The sequence below is a fragment of the Entomohabitans teleogrylli genome, assembly GCF_001484765.1.
Classification (GTDB): Bacteria; Pseudomonadota; Gammaproteobacteria; order Enterobacterales; family Enterobacteriaceae; genus Entomohabitans; species Entomohabitans teleogrylli.
Window position 1 is genome coordinate 45,882 of the sequence record NZ_KQ947377.1, and the last position, 19,553, is coordinate 65,434.

Here is a 19,553-nt window from a genome sequence, read left to right on the forward strand (position 1 = left end):
CATGCTGCTAAAATGCCGTATCAAAGCTTCTGGCTTGCCTTTATACTACCGCGCGGTTGTTTATAAACTGCCCAGTTAACACTAAATGAGAAATGCCGAGTGAAGTTCGTAAAGTATTTATTCATCCTTGCAGTGTGTTGCATCCTGTTGGGAGCCGGCTCGATCTACGGTCTCTACAAATATGTTGAGCCTCAGTTGCCGGACGTCGCCACACTGAAAGATGTGCGCCTCCAGATTCCGATGCAGGTTTACAGCGCCGACGGCGAGCTGATCGCCCAGTTCGGCGAAAAGCGCCGCATCCCCGTAGTGCTTAGCCAGATCCCGCCGGAAATGGTCAAAGCGTTTATCGCTACCGAAGATAGCCGTTTCTACGAGCACCACGGCGTCGATCCGATCGGGATTTTCCGCGCCGCCAGCGTGGCGCTCTTTTCCGGACGCGCCACCCAGGGGGCGAGTACTATCACCCAGCAACTGGCGCGTAACTTTTTCCTGAGTCCGGAAAAGACGCTGATGCGTAAGATCAAGGAAGTCTTTCTGGCGATCCGCATTGAGCAACTGCTCAGTAAAGACGAAATCCTTGAGCTGTATCTGAACAAAATCTATCTCGGCTACCGGGCTTACGGCGTCGGCGCCGCGGCGCAGGTCTACTTCGGGAAAACCCTCGATCAGCTTACGCTGAGCGAGATGGCGGTGATTGCAGGTTTGCCTAAAGCGCCATCCACTTTTAACCCGCTGTATTCTATGGATCGCGCCACCGCGCGCCGCAATGTGGTGCTATCGCGCATGCTGGCAGAAGGTTATCTCAACCGCAGCCAGTACGATGACGCGCGTAATCAGCCCATTGAGGCTAACTACCATGCGCCGGAAATCGCCTTTTCTTCGCCCTATATCGCAGAAATGGTGCGTATCGAGATGGTGAATCGCTACGGCGAAAATGCCTATACCGACGGCTATCGGGTATACACCACCATAAACCGCAAAACGCAGCAGGCGGCGCAGAAAGCGCTGCGCGATAATGTCATGGCTTATGACATGCGCCACGGTTACCGGGGACCGACCAACCAGTTATGGAAAATTGGCGAGACGCCCTGGGAGCAGAAAAAAATTATCGCCTCCCTGAAAAGCCTGCCCACCTACGGACCGCTGCTTCCGGCCGTCGTCACCGCCGCCACGCCGACCGAAGCTACCGCGCTACTGGCGGACGGGAGTTCTGTCGCGCTGACGATGGAAGGGGTGCGCTGGGCGCGTCCGTATCGTTCTGATACCGCGCAGGGGCCGACGCCGCGTAAAGTCACCGATGTGGTGCAAACCGGCCAGCAGATCTGGGTCCGTCAGGTAGACACCGCCTGGTGGCTGGGGCAAGTACCGGACGTCAACTCGGCGCTGGTCTCGATTAACCCGAAAGACGGCGCGATCATCGCCCTGGTGGGCGGTTTCGACTTCAATCAAAGTAAATTCAACCGCGCCACCCAGGCCCTGCGCCAGGTCGGTTCCAACATCAAACCGTTCCTGTATACGGCAGCCATGGATAAAGGCCTGACGCTGGCCAGCATCCTTAACGATGTGCCGATTTCCCGCTGGGACGCCGGCGCTGGCTCCGACTGGCGCCCGAAAAACTCGCCGCCGGTGTACGACGGGCCCATCCGTCTGCGTCAGGGGCTGGGGCAGTCGAAAAACGTGGTGATGGTACGCGCCATGCGCGCCATGGGCGTTGACTACGCGGCTGAATATCTGCAGCGCTTCGGTTTTCCGGCGCAGAATATCGTCCATACCGAATCGCTGGCGCTGGGCTCGGCATCGTTTACGCCGCTGCAGGTTGCCCGCGGCTATGCGGTAATGACCAACGGCGGGTTCCTGGTCGATCCCTGGTTCATCGCGAAAATCGAAAGCGACATGGGCGGTACCGTGTTTGAAGCGCAGCCGAAAATCGCCTGTCCGGAATGCAACCTGCCGGTGATCTACGGCAGCACGCCGAAATCCGATTTGCTGGAAAATCACGACGTGGAAAACGTTGCGGTGTCTCAGGAGCCGCACAACAGCACGGTGCCAATGCCGCAACTGGAACAAGCCAACCAGGCGCTGGTCGCCCAAAGCCAGCCGCAGCAATACGCCCCTCACGTGATCAATACCCCGCTCACGTTCCTGATCAAAAGCGCCCTGAACACTAACGTTTTCGGTGAACCAGGCTGGCAGGGTACCGGCTGGCGCGCTGCGCGCGATCTCGGGCGCCGCGATATCGGCGGCAAAACTGGTACCACCAACAGCTCAAAAGACGCCTGGTTCTCCGGCTATGGCCCGGGAGTCGTCACCACGGTCTGGATTGGGTTTGACGATCACCGCCGCAACCTGGGCCGCACCACGGCTTCCGGTGCGATTAAAGACCAGATTTCCGGCTATGAAGGCGGCGCCAAAAGCGCTCAACCTGCCTGGGATGCCTTTATGAAAGCAGCGCTGGAAGGGGTGCCGGAACAACCGTTAACGCCGCCGCCGGGCGTTATTACCGTGAATATCGATCGGGCCACCGGCCAGCTTGCCAGCGGCGGCAGCAGCCGACCTGAGTTCTTTATTGATGGTACACAGCCCACTCACCAGGCGATCCATGAAGTGGGCACCACGGTAATTGATAACGGCGAGTCTCAGGAATTGTTCTGACAGGTATCGGCTGCCGGCCCGCCACAATAAAAAAACCCCTGACTCATTGAGCAGGGGCTTTTTTTAACCGCCAGGATCAGCCGCTACAGCCGCCCCTGCTGGCGCAGCCATTCGCGCACCAGGAACAGTGCGCTGACATTACGGGCTTCGCCAAAATCGGGTTCGTCAAGCAGCGCCATCATCTCATTGAGCGGCCAGCGCACCTGGGGCAGCGGCTCGGGTTCATCGCCGGGCAGCGACTCAGGATACAAATCCTCAGCCACCATGACATTCATTTTGCTGGAAAAATAAGAGGGCGCCATAGTCAGATTACGCAGAAACGTCAACTGCCGGGCGCCAAACCCGACTTCTTCTTTCAGTTCGCGGTTGGCCGCTTCATACATTGTCTCACCCGGGTCGATAAGCCCCTTCGAGAAGCCCAGCTCATAACTTTCAGTCCCCACCGCATATTCGCGGATCAGGATCAGACTGTTATCAACAATCGGCACAATCATCACCGCTTCACGGCTGGAAGGCCGCATCCGCTCATACACCCGCTGTACGCCGTTACTGAACTCCAGCGAGACAGTTTCTACATTAAACAGACGCGAACGAGCCACGGTTTCAACGTTCAGGATGACCGGTTTTTTTAGTGGTTCACTCATCGGGGCGGACTTCTCAGGTTAGACATACGCAGCATTGTGCGACACACCGCACGCTTTGAGCAATGGAAATCGCTATCTATTTACATTTCCGTAACCTGCATAGACCACATGTCAAAAAAAAGCAACTTCCCGACGGTTGCAAACGAACCAGGAATTTGCTGATATTTCGCTTTTAGCGGCTTTGCTACTATCGCGCCACCGTTGGTGTGCCTTCGCGCTGAACAAAAATACCGCAGTCCTCTGCCCACGCCAGCGCGCAATCACCCTGGCTTGTGAACATATGTTATACGCTGCACCAGAAGAAAGATGATAATCATGGGGAATGAATGAGCGCTGTGCTGATATTCATTACGGTAATGTTCGTAAGTCTTGTCGTGGCTGGCGTCTGGTACTGGCGCTATCAGTACGGCAAGCTTTCGTCCCTGCCATTCCCCGGAGCATCTACCCGTCGGCTGACCGCCGCCGAACGCAGCGCCGCCGAAAACTATCTGGACACGGTAAATCGCTCACGGCAGATCATGGCGTCCGCCGCGCCGGCGCCGCTTTCGCTCAACGCCCACAGCAACACCGTCATCTGCCTGACCCGCTCGATCACTCGTTACGGGCTATCCGGCGATGCGCCGAACAAATGGCGCTATTACCTGGAATCCACCGAAGTTCATCTTCCCCCCTTCTGGGAACAGTACATTTCCAGCGATAATGACATTGAGCTGATTGCCACCGACTCTCTGCCGCTGGTGATCTCCCTTAACGGGCATAGCCTGCAGGAGTACCTCAGCGAAGCGCACAGCGCTCCTGCGCTGGAAAACCCCTCATCCAACCAGGCCTCGATCCGCCGGGAAGAGAGCGAGCAGGTTGAATTACTGCGCACCCGTAAAGAGACCCGGGAAGAGTACCAGCTCAGCCGCCAGGAAGGGCTGCGGGAAGCATTCCTGATGGTCTGCGCCTTTTTGCTGTTATTTCTTTGTCTGATTACCCCCGGATTTATGCAGCCCTGGCTGCTGGGCGGAGGCTGTGTAGTGCTGGCGGCCAGTCTGTGGGGGCTGTTTGGCCCGCCGCTGAACAGCGCATTGCGGGAAATCCACTGCCTGCGCGGGACGCCAAAACGCTGGGGGCTGTTCGGGGAATCAAACCAGGATCAGGCCAGCAATATCTCAATGGGCATTATCGACCTGATTTATCCGGCGCACTGGCGCCCGTTTATCGCCAATGATCTGGGCCAGACGACGGAAATTGATATTTATCTCGATCGCCACGTGGCGCGCCAGGGGCCGTATCTGTCCCTGCATGATGAAGTAAAACATTTTCCCCTCCAGCCGTGGATCCGCAACCTGATCATCGCCACCGGCGCGCTGGTAGTCCTGATCATGATGGTGCTGTGGGTGCCGCTGGATATGCCGCTCAAACTGACCCTTTCCTGGCTTAAAGGCGCCCAGACCATTGAGACGACCGATGTCAGGCAACTCGAACAGGCCGGGCTACGGGTTGGCGACACGCTACGGGTGCGCGGTAAAGGGATGTGTAACATCAGCATGTCCGGTAGCTTCCCGGCGCGTCAGGGGAGCGCTTTCGCGCCCTTCGACTGCTCGCAGATTATCTGGAATACCGCCCGCCCGCTGCCGCTGCCGGAATCGGATATGGTCGACAAGGCCTCGGCGCTGATTGACGTGGTAAGTCGCCAGCTTCATCCGCAAACCGGGGATGATAATAAAGTCAATCCGCAACTGGCTTCGGCTATTCAGAAATCCGGCATGATCCTGATGAGCGATTTTGCCAGTATTGTGAAAAACACTCAGGCGCTGTGTACCGGCGAAGATGAATGCGTGCGTCTGAAAAATGCGCTGGTCAATCTGGGCAACAGTAAAGACTGGGACACCCTGACCCGGCGCGCCAATGCCGGAAAGTTAAACGGCGTAAATCTGGTGTTGCGTCCGGTGAGCGCCGAGTCGCTGGATAATCTGGTGACGACGTCTACCGCGCCGTTCTTCCTGCGTGAAACATCGCGCGCCGCACAGGCGTTGAACAGCCCGGCGCCGGGCGGTTTCGTTATCGCCAGCGATGAAGGCAACGATCTGGTCAACCTGCCCTCGCCGCCGGTGGCGCTGAATGACCACCCGCCTCAGGAGCAGTGGCAGGCCTTCCGCCGTCTGGCGGAATCGCTACTCGACACGCCGTTCAGCGCGGAAGGTATTGTCACCAGTCTGCGTACCGACGCCAACGGCACCCGCCACGTTATGCTGCACGCGATCCCGGACAGTTCCGGCATGTGGCGCAACGTCAGCACCACACTACTGCTGGTGTCGATGCTTGTCGCGCTGTGCTACAACGGCTTCCTCGCCATCCGCCGCTATCAGCGCCATCAGTCGCGGCTGGCGCAAATCCAGCAGTATTACGAAAACTGCCTCAATGACCATCTGCTGACCCATCAGGAGCTTCCCTGACGCAGCGCTGTTCGAGCGCGACGCCGGCTTGTGCTACCCTGTCGCGCACTCAGCCCTGCAACCGGAGCTTTTATGTCTTGTGATATCGACTGGAAAAATATCGATACCGTTCTGCTGGATATGGACGGTACGCTGCTGGACCTCGCCTTTGATAACTTCTTCTGGCAGGAGCTGGTACCGCAAACCCTGAGCGAGCAGCGTGGGTTGAGCACCGAACAGGCGCAGGCGCTGATTCGCCATGAATACCATGCCGTCGCCCATACGCTAAACTGGTACTGTCTGGACTACTGGAGCGATCGGCTGGGGCTGGATATCTGCGCGATGACCACCGCGCAGGGGCCAAAAGCGGTATTACGCGACGATACCATCCCGTTCCTGGAGAGCCTGGAGAACTGCGGTAAGCAGCGCATCCTGCTGACCAACGCCCATCCCCATAATCTGGCGGTGAAGCTGGAGCATACCGGGCTGGACAGACACCTTGATTTATTACTTTCCACCCACACATTTGGATATCCGAAAGAAGATCAGCGCCTGTGGCAGGCCGTGGCCGAACGTACCGGCCTGCGCGCCGGCAGAACACTGTTTATTGACGACAGCGAGGCCATACTGGATGCCGCGAACCGCTTCGGTATCCGCTACTGCTTCGGCGTTGCCAATCCTGACTCCGGTTTGAGCGACAAACAGTACCAGCGTCATCCGGCGTTGAGCGATTACCGGCGCCTCATCCCCGGACTTCTGGAGCACGCGTGAAAGAGAAAACGATCGAAGGGGTTCGTCTGGACAAATGGCTATGGGCGGCGCGGTTTTACAAAACCCGCGCCCTGGCCCGCGAGATGATCGACGGTGGAAAAGTGCACTATAACGGGCAGCGCAGCAAGCCCGGTAAAGTGGTGGAGCTGAACGCCACCGTCACCCTGCGCCAGGGAAACGATACCCGTACCGTGGTGGTAAAAAATATTTCCGATCAGCGCCGTCCGGCAAGCGAAGCGGTACTGCTCTACGAAGAGACGGCGCAGAGCATTAGCAAGCGCGAACAAATGGCGCAGGCCAGAAAGCTGAATGCGCTTTCTATGCCGCACCCCGATCGCCGGCCAGATAAAAAAGAGCGCCGCGATCTGATGAAATTTAAATACGGCGACGGTGAATAACCGTCTCCCGCAAGAGAGAAAATTATGGCCCAACACGACCAATTACATCGCTACCTGTTTGAAAACTATGCCGTCCGCGGCGAGCTGGTGACGGTTTCTGAAACCTGGCGGCGCATTCTGGAAAATCACGACTATCCCCAGCCGGTCAAACAGATCCTCGGCGAATTACTGGTCGCCACCAGCCTGCTGACGGCGACACTGAAATTTGCCGGCGATATCACCGTTCAGTTGCAGGGCGATGGCCCGCTGAGCCTGGCGGTAATTAACGGTACCCATCAACAGCAGATGCGCGGCGTAGCGCGCGTTAAAGGCGCAGTGCCGGAAAATGCCACGCTGAAAACCCTGGTCGGTAATGGTTATCTGGTGATCACCATCACCCCGGAAGAGGGCGAACGTTATCAGGGCGTCGTGGGTCTGGAGGGCGATACGCTGGCGGCCTGCCTCGAAGATTACTTTATGCGTTCGGAACAGTTGCCGACGCGGCTGTTTATCCGTACCGGCATGGCGAACGGCGAGCCTGCCGCGGGCGGAATGCTCCTGCAGGTGCTGCCGGCGCAAAACGCCGAAACCAGCGATTTTGAGCACCTGGCGACACTGACGGAAACCATTAAGGCCGAAGAGCTACTGGAGCTTAATGCCCGCGACGTGCTGTGGCGCCTGTATCATGAAGAAGACGTCACGCTGTACGATCCGCAGGATGTGGCATTCAAATGCACCTGTTCCCGGGAGCGCTGCGCAGGAGCGCTAAAAAGCCTGCCGGAAGAAGAGGTCGACACCATCCTCGCGGAAGAAGGGGAAATTGATATGCACTGTGATTACTGCGGTAAGCATTATCTGTTTAACAGTATGGATATCGCTGAAATCCGTACCAATGCCTCCCCTTCCGATCCGCAAATTCATTAATCCCCTGCGCCCCTCGACCAGGAGGGGCCATTTTCCGCGCTGTCTGTTTCATAACCGTTCATGATGTCAATATCCCCTCGCGTTATCATCAACCCTTGCTAATGGATGACCCACGCGGCTTTCATATGAAAATAGTGCAAAAGCCCGATTTCTGGATGCGATTACACATGCACTTTTAAATGGGATCAAAATCACTAATTTCGAAAAAATGCTACCCACATCACAAAGCGTCGGTTTTACCTGCATTTAGTTAACATAGTCAGAACAATTACCTCAAGTTCTGGTAAAAACCTGTCATAATCTGGCGCGCAGTGTGACAGGGGTCACAACGATCAACGAAGTACGGGTTTGTGAAGATACGTAAATCTATGAGGCCCGTCGCGGTTAGCAACCGCCAAACAACCCTACAATTTCAGGCAGTACCATTTAGCTAAGGAGTAGTGAGATGCGCGAAAAAGGTATGACCCCGCAAGACCTCAAGGTTTATGGAATTCATGACGTAAGTGAAGTGGTTTACAACCCCGATTACGACACGCTTTACCGTGAAGAGCTCGATCCCTCCCTGGAAGGATATGAGCGCGGTGTGTTAACGAACCTCGGCGCGGTAGCTGTAGATACCGGTATTTTTACCGGCCGCTCTCCGAAGGACAAATACATCGTCCGTGACGACACCACCCGTGACACCCTGTGGTGGGCGGACACCGGTAAAGGCAAGAATGACAACAAACCCCTGTCGCAGGAAACCTGGCAGCACCTGAAAGAACTGGTCACCGGGCAGCTTTCCGGAAAACGGTTATTCATCATTGACGCCTTCTGCGGCGCCAATGCGGATACTCGTCTTTCAGTGCGCTTTATTACTGAGGTGGCCTGGCAGGCGCACTTCGTCAAGAACATGTTTATCCGCCCCACGGATGAAGAGCTGGTGGGTTTTGAGCCAGACTTTGTGGTAATGAACGGCGCCAAATGCACTAACCCGCAGTGGAAAGAGCAGGGGATGAACTCCGAAAACTTTGTGGCCTTCAACCTGACCGAGCGCATGCAGCTTATCGGCGGCACCTGGTACGGCGGCGAAATGAAGAAAGGGATGTTCTCAATCATGAACTACCTGCTGCCGCTCAAGGGTATTGCCTCCATGCACTGCTCTGCGAACGTCGGCGAGAAGGGCGATGTGGCAGTCTTCTTCGGCCTGTCCGGCACCGGCAAAACCACCCTGTCCACCGATCCGAAACGCCGCCTGATCGGCGATGACGAGCACGGCTGGGACGACGACGGGGTATTCAACTTCGAAGGCGGCTGCTATGCGAAAACCATTCGCCTGTCCGAAGAGGCCGAGCCGGATATTTATCACGCGATCCGCCGCGATGCGCTGCTGGAAAACGTCACCGTAGGCGCTGACGGGGTTATCGACTTTGACGACGCGTCGAAGACGGAAAACACCCGCGTCTCCTACCCGATCTACCACATTGAAAACATCGTTAAGCCGATCTCCAAAGCGGGCCACGCCACCAAGGTTATCTTCCTGACCGCGGATGCCTTCGGCGTACTACCGCCGGTATCACGCCTCAGCGCCGACCAGACCCAGTACCACTTCCTGTCCGGCTTTACCGCTAAACTCGCGGGCACCGAGCGCGGCGTGACCGAACCAACGCCGACCTTCTCAGCCTGCTTTGGCGCCGCCTTCCTGAGTCTGCATCCGACTCAGTACGCCGAAGTGCTGGTTAAGCGCATGCAGGCGGCTGGCGCTCAGGCTTACCTGGTTAACACCGGCTGGAACGGCACCGGCAAGCGTATCTCGATCAAAGATACCCGCGCCATCATCGACGCCATCCTCAACGGCTCGCTGGACGATGCGGAAACCTTTACGCTGCCGATGTTCAACCTGGCTATCCCCACCTCGTTACCGGGCGTGGATACCCACATTCTGGATCCGCGTAATACTTACGCCTCTCCGGAACAGTGGCAGGAAAAAGCCACCCAACTGGCGAAGCTGTTTACCGCTAACTTTGAGAAATATACCGATACGCCAGCCGGGGCTGCCCTGGTCAGCGCCGGTCCGCAGCTGTAAGCACGGTTTGCCTGGTAACACCGCCAGGCTAAACCAGCAAAAAGGCCAGAAGCATGCTTCTGGCCTTTTTATTGCGCAGCCTCCCCGGCAGGCGTCCGGTTAACTCTCTTTCTGAGCCGGCTGTAGCGCCCTGGCGCTCTGCTGCATCGGCAACCAGGCGCGGATACATAACCCGCCGCGCTCACTCACGCCAATCTCCATCTGCCCGTGGTGATTGTCGATAATCCGCTGCACAATCGCCAGCCCCAGCCCGGTGCCGCTGGTGCTGCGGGCGCTGTCGCCGCGCACGAACGGCTGTAGCAGATGCTGCAACTGTTCCGGCTTAATCCCCGGCCCGTCGTCCTCTACCTGGAACCAGGCGCGGTTAAGTTCGGTGCCGCTACTGACCTTAATCCAGCCGTTGCCATAACGCGCGGCATTCACCACCATGTTGGCGGCTGCGCGCTTGATAGACAGTGGATGCACCGTCACCGGGATCTCGCCCGGCTGGAGCGCAGTGTCAATTTCCCGCTCGTAGCCGCTCTCCGCCGCAATCACTTCGCCCAGCACTAAATTGAGATCCGCCGGCTCCACCGGCATCTCCTGACCGGTGCGCAGATAGTCGATAAACTGTTCAATAATCGCGTTGCACTCTTCGATATCTTTATTGATCGATTCGGCCAGGTAGCCGTCTTCGCTACACATCATCTCGGTCGCGAGACGAATGCGGGTCAGCGGCGTGCGCAAGTCATGACTAACGCCCGCCATCAGCAGGGTACGGTCATCGGCCAGTTGTTTGACGCCGGAAGCCATCTGGTTAAATGCCCGGGTAACCGAGCGCACCTCAGAGGCGCCATACTCGCGCAGCGGCGGCGGAATAATTCCCTTCCCGACCTGCAATGCCGCATGCTCCAGATCCACCAGCGGTCGGTTCTGGATACGGATAAACAGCCAGGCGCCGCCGATAGCCAGCAGCATAATCGCCAAGGTATAACGGAACAGCGGGGAGAAATCCCCCTGGTGAATTTCGGTCAGCGGCACCCGCACCCAGATATTCGGCGACAGCGATGTCTTCAACCAGACTACCGGCGAGCTTTTGTTAACCTCAACCCGCACTTCCGTCGGCCCGCCGAGCTGCTGCGCCATCTGCTGGCTGAGAAACTCATAATGCTGCGCCCAGCGCAGACCCGCCTCTTCAGCCGCTTCATCCGAATAGAGCGAAATGCCCAGTTCGCGATAGATTTCCCGCCGGAATGCCGGTGGCACCACAAGCTGCGTACCGTCATCCAGCAGCAGCTTATCGGTCATCAGCATTCGTACTTCATAAGCCAGTACTTTGTTGAACTGCTGCAGGCTGGGGAGAATGGCAAAGTTCAACACCACCAGGTAAGTCGTCACCAGGCTGACAAACAGCAGGGTGACGATCAGCAGCAGAGTACGGGCAAACGAACTACGCGGCGAGAAACGCATTCGCCTCATGCTTTAGCGCCGTCGGGCACAAAAACATACCCCAGCCCCCAGACTGTCTGGATATAGCGCGGGTGCGCGGGGTCTTCTTCCACCATCCGGCGCAGACGCGAAATCTGCACGTCGATGGAGCGCTCCATGGCGCTGTATTCACGGCCGCGGGCCAGATTCATCAGTTTATCCCGGGACAGCGGCTCGCGGGGGTGGCTGACCAGCGCTTTCAGCACCGCGAATTCGCCGCTGGTCAGCGGCATCGGCTCGTCTTCACGGAACATCTCCCGGGTGCCGAGGTTGAGCTTAAATTTGCCGAAGGCGATCACCGCCTCTTCCTGGGAAGGCGCCCCCGGCAATTCATTGGCCTGGCGGCGTAGTACCGCCCGGATGCGCGCCAGCAGCTCACGCGGGTTAAAGGGTTTGGGAATATAATCATCGGCGCCGATTTCCAGACCGACAATACGATCCACCTCTTCCCCTTTGGCGGTAACCATGATGATCGGCATCGGGTTGCTCTGGCTGCGCAGGCGGCGGCAAATGGACAACCCATCTTCGCCGGGCAGCATCAGATCCAGCACCATCAAATGGAAGGATTCGCGGGTCAGCAGGCGGTCCATCTGTTCTGCGTTAGCGACGCTGCGAACCTGGAAGCCCTGCTCGGTGAGATAGCGTTCCAGCAAAGCGCGTAAACGCATATCATCGTCAACAACCAGAATTTTATAATTCTCTTGCATCGTGTTACTCCCAAAGGTTCGAACTTGACGTAACGTATTCTAAAAAAGCGCGCGGCAGGCACCAGTCAAATCTGGTATATATTCTAGTCGAAATTGTTACAAAGCATATTTTACAGCAGGTTATCTGCACGTTTTACTACCGTATTAAGGACGTTACTCCTTTACGCGCGGCGCCGCCAGCCGGATCGTGCGCAACAGAAATGTCCACCGTTACACAGGGTTAAGCCATGAAGACGCCGCTTATCACACGCGAAGGTTACGAAAAGCTCAAACAGGAGCTGGACTATTTATGGCGCGAAGAGCGTCCGGAAGTCACCAAAAAGGTGACCTGGGCGGCCAGCCTCGGGGACCGCAGCGAAAATGCGGACTACCAGTACAATAAAAAGCGCCTGCGGGAGATCGACCGCCGGGTGCGCTATCTGACCAAATGTCTCGAGCAGTTGAAAATCGTTGATTATTCGCCGCAGCAGGAAGGGAAAGTCTTTTTCGGCGCCTGGGTGGAAGTGGAAAACGATGATGGCGATATCAAACGTTTTCGGATTGTCGGCTATGACGAAATCTTTGGCCGGAAAGACTATATTTCCATCGACGCGCCAATGGCCCGCGCCCTGCTGAAGAAAGAAGTCGGCGATATCGCCACCGTCAATACCCCGGCCGGGGAGGCGACCTGGTACGTTAACGACATCAGCTACTCAAAGTAAACGCCGATGCAGAACCCTCTGAATCCTCGCTGTAGCGCTTCTGTGACTGGCAATTTTACGCCTCAGTCCGTATCCTCCGGTTATTTTCGTACTCAACAACAGATGAAACACAGTCATGATGAACGATTCGCTCTGTCGCATTATCGCTGGTGAACTCCAGGCCAGGGAAGAACAGGTGGGCGCCGCCGTGCGTCTGCTGGATGAAGGAAATACCGTGCCGTTTATCGCACGTTATCGTAAGGAAGTGACCGGCGGCCTCGACGACACTCAGTTGCGCCAGCTGGAAACGCGCCTCGGTTACCTGCGGGAACTCGAAGAGCGGCGCCAGGCGATTCTGAAATCGATTGCCGACCAGGGCAAGCTGAGCGACGAACTGGCTTCCGCTATCAGCGCTACCCTGAGTAAAACCGAACTCGAAGACCTGTATCTGCCCTATAAGCCGAAGCGCCGCACCCGCGGGCAGATCGCCATCGAGGCGGGTCTGGAACCGCTGGCGGAGCTGTTGTGGAACACCCCGGCACACGATCCTGAGCAGGAAGCGGCGAAGTATATCGACGCCGATAAAGGGGTAGCCGACAGTAAAGCCGCCCTCGACGGCGCCCGTTATATCCTGATGGAGCGCTTTGCCGAAGACGCGGCGCTGCTGGCGAAAGTGCGCGATTATCTGTGGAAAAATGCTCAACTGGTTTCTCAGGTCGCCAGCGGCAAAGAGGAAGAAGGCGCGAAATTCCGCGACTATTTCGACCACCGCGAGCCGCTGTCCACCGTCCCCTCGCACCGGGCGCTGGCTATGTTCCGCGGCCGTAACGAAGGTATTCTGCAGTTATCCCTGAACGCCGATCCACAGTTCGATGAACCGCCGCGGGAAAGCTACTGTGAACACATCATTATCGATCACCTTGGCCTGCGCCTGAACAACGCCCCGGCGGATGCCTGGCGGCGTGGCGTGGTGAGCTGGACCTGGCGCATTAAAATCTTAATGCATCTGGAAACCGAGTTAATGGGCACCATACGCGAGCGCGCCGAAGAAGAAGCGATTAACGTTTTCGCCCGCAACCTGCACGATCTATTGATGGCCGCCCCCGCCGGGCTGCGCGCTACCATGGGGCTCGACCCGGGGCTGCGTACCGGGGTGAAAGTGGCGGTTGTGGACGCCACCGGTAAGCTGGTAGCCACTGACACCATCTACCCGCATACCGGTCAGGCGGCAAAAGCCGCCGTCGCCGTCGCCGCGCTGTGCGAAAAACATAACGTCGAACTGGTGGCGATCGGCAATGGTACCGCTTCCCGCGAGACCGAACGCTTCTTCCTCGATGTCCAGAAGCAGTTCCCGAAAGTCACCGCCCAGAAGGTGATCGTCAGCGAAGCCGGGGCTTCGGTCTATTCCGCTTCCGAGCTGGCGGCGCTGGAGTTCCCCGACCTTGATGTTTCGCTGCGCGGCGCGGTCTCTATCGCCCGGCGCCTGCAGGATCCGCTGGCCGAACTGGTGAAAATCGATCCTAAATCTATCGGCGTCGGCCAGTACCAGCATGACGTCAGCCAGACGCAACTGGCCCGTAAACTGGACGCCGTGGTCGAAGACTGCGTAAACGCCGTGGGGGTCGATCTGAATACCGCTTCAGTGCCCCTGCTCACCCGGGTGGCGGGCCTGACGCGCATGATGGCGCAGAATATCGTCTCCTGGCGCGACGAAAACGGCCAGTTTCACAACCGCCAGCAGCTCCTGAAAGTCAGCCGGCTCGGGCCAAAAGCCTTTGAGCAGTGCGCCGGCTTCCTGCGCATTAACCACGGCGACAACCCCCTTGACGCCTCCACCGTGCATCCGGAAGCTTATCCGGTGGTGGAACGTATTCTCGCCGCGACTCACCAGGCCCTGAGCGATTTGATGGGCAACAGCAGCGCCCTGCGCGGGTTGAAGGCCAGCGAATTTACCGATGAACGTTTTGGGGTGCCCACGGTTACCGACATCATTAAAGAGCTGGAAAAACCGGGTCGCGACCCGCGTCCGGAATTTAAAACCGCAAAATTCGCCGACGGCGTGGAAACCATGAACGACCTGCTACCAGGAATGGTGCTGGAAGGCGCGGTGACCAACGTCACCAACTTCGGCGCCTTTGTCGATATCGGCGTCCATCAGGACGGCCTGGTGCATATCTCCTCGCTGGCGGATAAGTTCGTTGACGATCCGCATAAAGTCGTGAAGGCGGGCGATATCGTTAAAGTGAAGGTGCTGGAGGTGGATCTGCAGCGCAAACGCATCGCGCTGACCATGCGACTGGACGAACAGCCGGGCGAAACCCAGGCCCGGCGCGGCGGCGGCAATAGCAATGATCGCGGCCGCAGCGCTCCGGCGGGCCGCCCCCGCCAGCGCGAGGCCGACTCCCGGGGCAACAGCGCCATGAGCGACGCACTCGCCGCCGCATTTGGTAAAAAGCGGTAATATTTCGGGGCCGGGATCACCGGCCCCTCTGTTTAGCACAATTTGCCTGTCGGCCATTTTCGGCGTGGTGAAATAACAAATTTTTAGCAATTACCCGCCCGGCGGACATTTTTATTCACTGTGGCAAAATGTTAGCGCCCCCGGGTTTTTCCCCCGCCTCGTCAATGTTCATCCATTCACAAAACAAATTAAACATTAAAATAACATTAGCGCCGTAAAATAAATATTCTAACGCCTGATTAACATTATTAACCCAATGTTATTATTTGAATATATTAGTATTGCGTGATAAACCATCAGAAAAAATGTGACCGCGCTACGGGTATTTTAGCGCCAGAGAAAATATTATTTAGTCACAATTTGATAATTGAAGATAAAAACTATTCTCATTATCATTATTTTGCTTTTTTCGTTATTCACTTTATCACTGGGCGCCGTCTGAAGACCGCTACTGCGGCCAAAGGCGATAGATACCCAACATCATTCACGTTACAGAATCCAGTCGCCAGACGGGTCCGAAACCGCCCACAGAGGCGAATCCCGAACGGGCAAAGGTATACCGGCGGTCTGTAACCTGAATAATCACGGGCTTGAGTAATAGTCAGCAAATATTAAGTAGGTGCTATGCGATTCTCTGCCAATACAGCATGGAAAATTACCGGGTTCTCGCGGGAGATCAGCCCGGCTTACCGCCAGAAGTTGCTCTCTTTGGGGATGCTTCCCGGCTCATCGTTTCAGGTGGTACGCGTCGCCCCGCTGGGCGATCCCATTCATATTGAAACCCGCCGGGTAAACCTGGTGCTGCGGAAAAAAGACCTCGCATTTTTACACCTTGAGGCGATGGCCTGAAGCTTCAGGCGCGATGATTGCCGCCATACGCTTATTTGTGACGGCGCTTTGTAAAGACTGATTTCATTCATACCAAACACGCAATGAAAAATTTAACGATAGGCCTTATTGGTAATCCCAACTCCGGGAAGACCACCCTCTTCAATCAGCTCACCGGCGCCAGACAGCGGGTCGGAAACTGGGCTGGCGTTACTGTCGAACGTAAAGAGGGGCAGTTCGCCACCACCGATCATCAGATAACGCTGGTTGATTTACCCGGTACTTACTCGCTGACAACCATCTCATCGCAAACCTCACTCGATGAGCAAATCGCCTGCCACTATATTCTCAGCGGCGACGCAGACCTGGTGATTAACGTTGTCGACGCATCCAACCTGGAGCGCAATCTTTACCTCACCCTGCAATTGCTGGAGCTGGGGATCCCCTGCATCATCGCGCTGAATATGCTGGATATCGCCGAAAAGCAGCATATCCGCATTGATATTGACGCCCTCGCCAACCGCCTGGGATGTCCCGTGGTGCCGCTGGTATCAACCCGCGGGCGCGGTATCGACGGCCTGAAACTGGCTATCGACCGCCACCGCCGCAATCAACCTGTCGAACTGGTGCATTATCCGCGACCGCTGCTGCGGGAGGCCGAATATCTGGCCGGCGTGATGCCGCAGGATATCTCCCCGCGCCAGCGCCACTGGCTGGCGCTACAGATGCTGGAAGGGGATATCTACAGCCAGGCCTGGGCCGGCGCCGCCGCCGAACAACTGGTGGATGCGCGCGCGCGCCTTGCCGATGAGATCGACGACCCGGCGCTGTATATCGCCGACGCCCGTTATCAGAGCATCGCCACTATCTGCGACGCCATCAGCAACAGTATGACCGCTGAGCCTCATCGCCTGACGGCGGCCATGGATAAGGTGATCCTCAACCGATTTCTCGGGGTGCCGATCTTCCTGCTGGTGATGTACCTGATGTTCCTGCTGGCAATTAATATCGGCGGCGCCCTGCAGCCGATATTTGACGGCGGCTCCGCCGCTATCTTTATCCACGGCATTCAGTGGCTGGGCGCGACGCTGCGCTTTCCGGAATGGCTGACCATTTTCCTCGCCCAGGGCGTCGGCGGTGGGATTAACACTGTTCTGCCGCTGGTACCGCAGATCGGTATGATGTATCTGTTCCTCTCCTTCCTTGAAGACTCCGGCTATATGGCCCGGGCCGCCTTCGTGATGGACCGGTTGATGCAATCCCTCGGTCTGCCGGGGAAATCCTTTGTCCCGCTGATCGTCGGCTTCGGCTGCAATGTTCCTTCAGTGATGGGCGCCCGCACCCTCGACGCCCCCCGGGAGCGGCTGATGACCATTATGATGGCGCCGTTCATGTCCTGCGGCGCCCGCCTGGCCATCTTTGCGGTCTTCGCCGCCGCATTTTTTGGCCAGCAGGGCGCGCTGGTGGTCTTCTCCCTGTATCTGCTGGGGATTGTGATGGCTATTGTCACCGGGCTGGTGCTCAAACACACCATCATGCGCGGTGAAGCCTCGCCCTTTGTGATGGAGTTACCGCTCTACCATGTACCGCACATCAAAAGTCTGCTGATCCAGACCTGGCAGCGCCTGAAAGGGTTTGTACTGCGGGCCGGTAAAGTGATCGTGATTGTCAGTATTTTCATCGGCGCCCTGAACAGCTTTTCATTCAGCGGTAAACCGGTGGACAACATCAACGATTCAGCGCTGGCGTCGGTCAGTAAAGTGCTGACTCCGCTGTTAAAACCCATCGGCGTTCAGGAAGATAACTGGCAGGCTACGGTCGGGTTATTCACTGGCGCAATGGCCAAAGAGGTGGTGGTCGGCACCCTGAATACCCTGTACACCGCTGAAGATATTCACGCTGAGGCCTTCGATCCTGACGAGTTCAGCCTGTCCGGCGAGCTCAAAGACGCGCTGGACGAAACCTGGAGCAGCCTGAAAGAGACCTTCAGTCTGAGCGTGCTGGCTAACCCAATCGAAGCCAGTAAAGGCGATGGCGAGATGGAAAGCGGCACCATGGGCATGATGAGCAGCAAATTCGGCAGCAGTATCGCCGCCTATAGCTATCTGATCTTCGTGCTGCTGTATATCCCGTGTATTTCGGTGATGGGCGCCATCGCCCGCGAGTCAAGCCGCGGCTGGATGACCTTCTCGATACTCTGGGGGCTGAATATCGCCTATTCGCTCGCCACGCTCTACTACCAGACCATGACTTTCAGCGCCCATCCGCAGTACAGCCTGGTGTGCATTCTGGCGGTGGTCCTGTTTAACGTGGTGGTGCTCGGACTACTGCGGCGCGCCCGCAGCCGGGTGGACGTGCGCCTGGCGGGACCGCGTAAAACCGCCGATAGCCATTCCGGCAATTGCCACTGAGTGCAGGAGAGAGCGCGATGACCAGTCTGATAGAGGTGCGCAATTTACTTACGGTACAGGGGCGTATGGAGGCAAAGCAGATCGGCGCCCTGCTCAACGCTCCGCAACCGTTGATCAACGCGATGCTGGCGCGCCTGGAAGCGATGGGTAAAGCGCAGCGCAATCCCGAAGATCCCGGCGCCTGTCTGAACGGCAGTTGCAAACAATGCCCACAGGGCAAAGCCTGCCAGACTGAATGGTGGTCAGCCCGTTAGTTCAACAACCACAGACCTCAGGCCAGCGCTACCTGCACGCCGCTGGCCGACATAGCGCCGGGAAGATCTTCCCGGCGCCTGTTCAAACATCATCCACCGTTTAACCGCCCGGCAAACCCAATCAACTGTTCGCAAAACGCCTGCGGATGGGAGATAAACGGCGCATGGGCCGCTTTCGGGAAAATGTACGATTCACTCTCCGGCCAGCGCTCATCAAGCAGCGGCACAATACGCCGCGGCACCAGGCCGTCCAGATAGCCGTACAGACGGAAAAAGGGCAGCCTCAAATCCGCCAGCTCAGCGCGTAAATCCGCGCTGCGCAAAATCTCCAGTCCGCCGTTAAGTACTTCAACCGTCGGCATTGGCAGCGCCAGAACAGTATTTTTCAACAGCCGGGCGTCCTGACGAGCGCTTTCCGTCCCCAGAGTCTGGAGCGCCAGAAAACGCTCCACGGTGCGATGAAAATCGTCGCTGAGTTGCTGCTGGAAACCGGACAGTACCTCCGGCTTAATGCCCGGCCAGTCGCCGTGAGCGCTGAAGCGCGGAGACGACGCCACAGTCACCAGCGCCTGCACTCGCTCTGGCCAGCGCAACGCCGCCCGGCTGGCCACCAGTCCGCCCAGACTCCAGCCCAGCCAGATAGCCCGCTGCGGCGCCTGAGCCATCACCCGCTCCGCCATTTGCTCCAGATCCAGCGCACCGCTCGCCTGGCTACGGCCAAACCCCGGGAGGTCGACCAGGTGGATCGTAAAATGCGCGCCCAGTCGCCCGCAAATGCCACGCCACACTTCGCCGTTCAGCCCCCATCCGTGAAGCATCACAAGATGACACTCGCCTGCTCCTTCGGTGTGCCACCAGAGGTCGTTCATCGGTTAACCTTCTCTTTATTTCG

15 protein-coding genes are annotated in these 19,553 nt (G+C 57.4%); 11 read left to right on the forward strand and 4 right to left on the reverse strand.

From position 1 onward, the window contains the following. Positions 1 to 99 precede the first annotated feature (99 nt). The gene (gene mrcA / locus AQ981_RS03485; protein WP_058910379.1) at positions 100 to 2,652 is read left to right on the forward strand and encodes a peptidoglycan glycosyltransferase/peptidoglycan DD-transpeptidase MrcA; all 2,553 of its coding nucleotides are present in this window, start codon (positions 100 to 102) and stop codon (positions 2,650 to 2,652) included. Between the two features lie 83 nt (positions 2,653 to 2,735). Here mrcA and nudE read toward each other — a convergent pair whose 3' ends face one another. After that, entirely contained in the window at positions 2,736 to 3,296 is a 561-nt protein-coding gene (gene nudE, locus AQ981_RS03490; protein WP_058910380.1) for an ADP compounds hydrolase NudE, read from the reverse strand. A 326-nt stretch (positions 3,297 to 3,622) separates the two neighbouring features. Between nudE and AQ981_RS03495 the strand changes: the two genes are divergently transcribed. The 5 genes from AQ981_RS03495 to pckA all read left to right on the forward strand — a co-directional run bounded on the left by AQ981_RS03495 (position 3,623) and on the right by pckA (position 9,853). Further along, entirely contained in the window at positions 3,623 to 5,737 is a 2,115-nt protein-coding gene (locus AQ981_RS03495) for an intracellular growth attenuator family protein (RefSeq protein WP_058910381.1), read from the forward strand. A 72-nt stretch (positions 5,738 to 5,809) separates the two neighbouring features. Then, positions 5,810 to 6,487 (forward strand): GMP/IMP nucleotidase, encoded by a 678-nt coding sequence (gene yrfG, locus AQ981_RS03500; RefSeq protein WP_058910382.1) that lies wholly within the window; start codon positions 5,810 to 5,812, stop codon positions 6,485 to 6,487. Continuing rightward, on the forward strand, positions 6,484 to 6,885 hold the full coding sequence (hslR, locus tag AQ981_RS03505) for a ribosome-associated heat shock protein Hsp15 (RefSeq protein ID WP_058910383.1): 402 nt from the start codon (positions 6,484 to 6,486) through the stop codon (positions 6,883 to 6,885). Before yrfG ends, hslR begins: the two co-directional genes overlap by 4 nt. Before the next feature lie 24 nt (positions 6,886 to 6,909). After that, positions 6,910 to 7,788: an Hsp33 family molecular chaperone HslO gene (gene hslO, locus AQ981_RS03510; RefSeq protein ID WP_058910384.1), complete on the forward strand. Its 879-nt coding sequence runs from the start codon at positions 6,910 to 6,912 to the stop codon at positions 7,786 to 7,788. Between the two features lie 445 nt (positions 7,789 to 8,233). Then, on the forward strand, positions 8,234 to 9,853 hold the full coding sequence (pckA, locus tag AQ981_RS03515; RefSeq protein ID WP_058910385.1) for a phosphoenolpyruvate carboxykinase (ATP): 1,620 nt from the start codon (positions 8,234 to 8,236) through the stop codon (positions 9,851 to 9,853). Positions 9,854 to 9,952: 99 nt separating this feature from the next. Here pckA and envZ read toward each other — a convergent pair whose 3' ends face one another. Together envZ and ompR are read right to left on the reverse strand one after the other, a co-directional pair. Next, positions 9,953 to 11,311, reverse strand: coding sequence for a two-component system sensor histidine kinase EnvZ (gene envZ / locus AQ981_RS03520; RefSeq protein ID WP_058910386.1), 1,359 nt, complete (start codon positions 11,309 to 11,311; stop codon positions 9,953 to 9,955). Further along, positions 11,308 to 12,027 (reverse strand): osmolarity response regulator transcription factor OmpR, encoded by a 720-nt coding sequence (gene ompR, locus AQ981_RS03525; RefSeq protein ID WP_006177890.1) that lies wholly within the window; start codon positions 12,025 to 12,027, stop codon positions 11,308 to 11,310. The genes envZ and ompR overlap by 4 nt, the downstream gene beginning before the upstream one ends. A 227-nt stretch (positions 12,028 to 12,254) precedes the next feature. Here ompR and greB point away from each other — a divergent pair, with 227 nt between their 5' ends. The 5 genes from greB (at position 12,255) to feoC (ending at position 18,661) form a co-directional block, all read left to right on the forward strand. Then, a complete protein-coding gene (gene greB / locus AQ981_RS03530; protein ID WP_058910387.1) occupies positions 12,255 to 12,728 on the forward strand; it encodes a transcription elongation factor GreB in 474 nt (157 codons plus the stop codon). A gap of 115 nt (positions 12,729 to 12,843) precedes the next feature. Next, positions 12,844 to 15,168, forward strand: coding sequence for a Tex family protein (locus tag AQ981_RS03535; RefSeq protein ID WP_058910388.1), 2,325 nt, complete (start codon positions 12,844 to 12,846; stop codon positions 15,166 to 15,168). Positions 15,169 to 15,792: 624 nt separating this feature from the next. Beyond that, entirely contained in the window at positions 15,793 to 16,017 is a 225-nt protein-coding gene (gene feoA / locus AQ981_RS03540) for a ferrous iron transporter A (protein WP_058910389.1), read from the forward strand. Positions 16,018 to 16,100: 83 nt separating this feature from the next. Beyond that, positions 16,101 to 18,407: a Fe(2+) transporter permease subunit FeoB gene (gene feoB, locus AQ981_RS03545; RefSeq protein WP_058910390.1), complete on the forward strand. Its 2,307-nt coding sequence runs from the start codon at positions 16,101 to 16,103 to the stop codon at positions 18,405 to 18,407. Positions 18,408 to 18,424: 17 nt separating this feature from the next. Then, positions 18,425 to 18,661, forward strand: a complete 237-nt coding sequence (gene feoC / locus AQ981_RS03550) for a [Fe-S]-dependent transcriptional repressor FeoC (protein WP_058910391.1) — start codon at positions 18,425 to 18,427, stop codon at positions 18,659 to 18,661. A gap of 89 nt (positions 18,662 to 18,750) precedes the next feature. On the opposite strand, the gene bioH is transcribed toward feoC, so the two are convergent. Continuing rightward, the gene (gene bioH / locus AQ981_RS03555) at positions 18,751 to 19,530 is read right to left on the reverse strand and encodes a pimeloyl-ACP methyl ester esterase BioH (protein ID WP_058910392.1); all 780 of its coding nucleotides are present in this window, start codon (positions 19,528 to 19,530) and stop codon (positions 18,751 to 18,753) included. Between the last annotated feature and the right edge of the window lie 23 nt (positions 19,531 to 19,553).